Origin of the sequence: Mesorhizobium sp. M1227 (assembly GCF_040318315.1) — a bacterium.
Classification (GTDB): Bacteria; Pseudomonadota; Alphaproteobacteria; order Rhizobiales; family Rhizobiaceae; genus Mesorhizobium.
The window spans coordinates 1-775 of sequence record NZ_JAMYLZ010000113.1; the positions used below are offsets into that span (position 1 = coordinate 1).

Here is a 775-nt window from a genome sequence, read left to right on the forward strand (position 1 = left end):
CTCTGCTCGAGCCGAACGACGCTCAACGCGAGCGCGACGACCGGTTCTTGATCTCTACCTCACCCCATGCGCCCATCCCGCGCAGCGGGTTCGTTCGTCGGCCCCAAAATATCGAGACGTTCGTACATCGGCGCACTGCGTCAGCAAGTGGCGCGTTGTGCCGTTTGGAATGGATGCCTTGGGGCAAGATCGCTGATCAATATAGGGTCAAGCAGCATAGGATTGCAGTCTGGAACGCGGATTTCGGATCATTGACGAAGCATAAGGCAAATGAGCCGCCGATGGAGAAATGGCTTTGGCCATCGCTCGCACAAATACAATCTGTACCAGAGCGTGGCCGCCCACTCGCAATGGAGCGCGTCACCCACCTCCTGAACTGAACTGAACTGATCCGGTCCGCCCAGCTTCACGGCGCGGCCCAGCTCCGCTCGCCGGCCATCTTGGCGCGGGTACCTGGAGCGGCATCATCATTCTCATGGTTGAGGTGTGGGTTAGCTGTATTGACCGCCAAAGCGCTCATGACAGGGCTGGGAAGCGGGTGACTGATCGCGGTCGCCGTTGTGACTGTCTGTCCATCCTAGCTACGCCCATGGCGCCCTCGAATGGATTGGGTCTGACCGAAGACCGTTTTCGCTTGGCTCAACCTCGATCGTCTTCCCGCAACGACGGCGCGATAGTGTGCTGAAGGTTCTGCAAAAAGTTTTGGAGAGAGAACGGGGCTTGCTCTGAGGGGCGAGCGGCCATGGCACGGTGGTGACGTTGCGATCACCGATTC

Annotated in this window: 1 protein-coding gene; it reads left to right on the top strand. The window is 59.1% G+C overall.

The annotated features are described in order from the left end of the window. The coding region (locus tag NKH28_RS34335; protein ID WP_352981468.1) for a hypothetical protein at positions 1–380 on the top strand (380 nt) is incomplete at its 5' end. Positions 381–775: the final 395 nt, after the last annotated feature.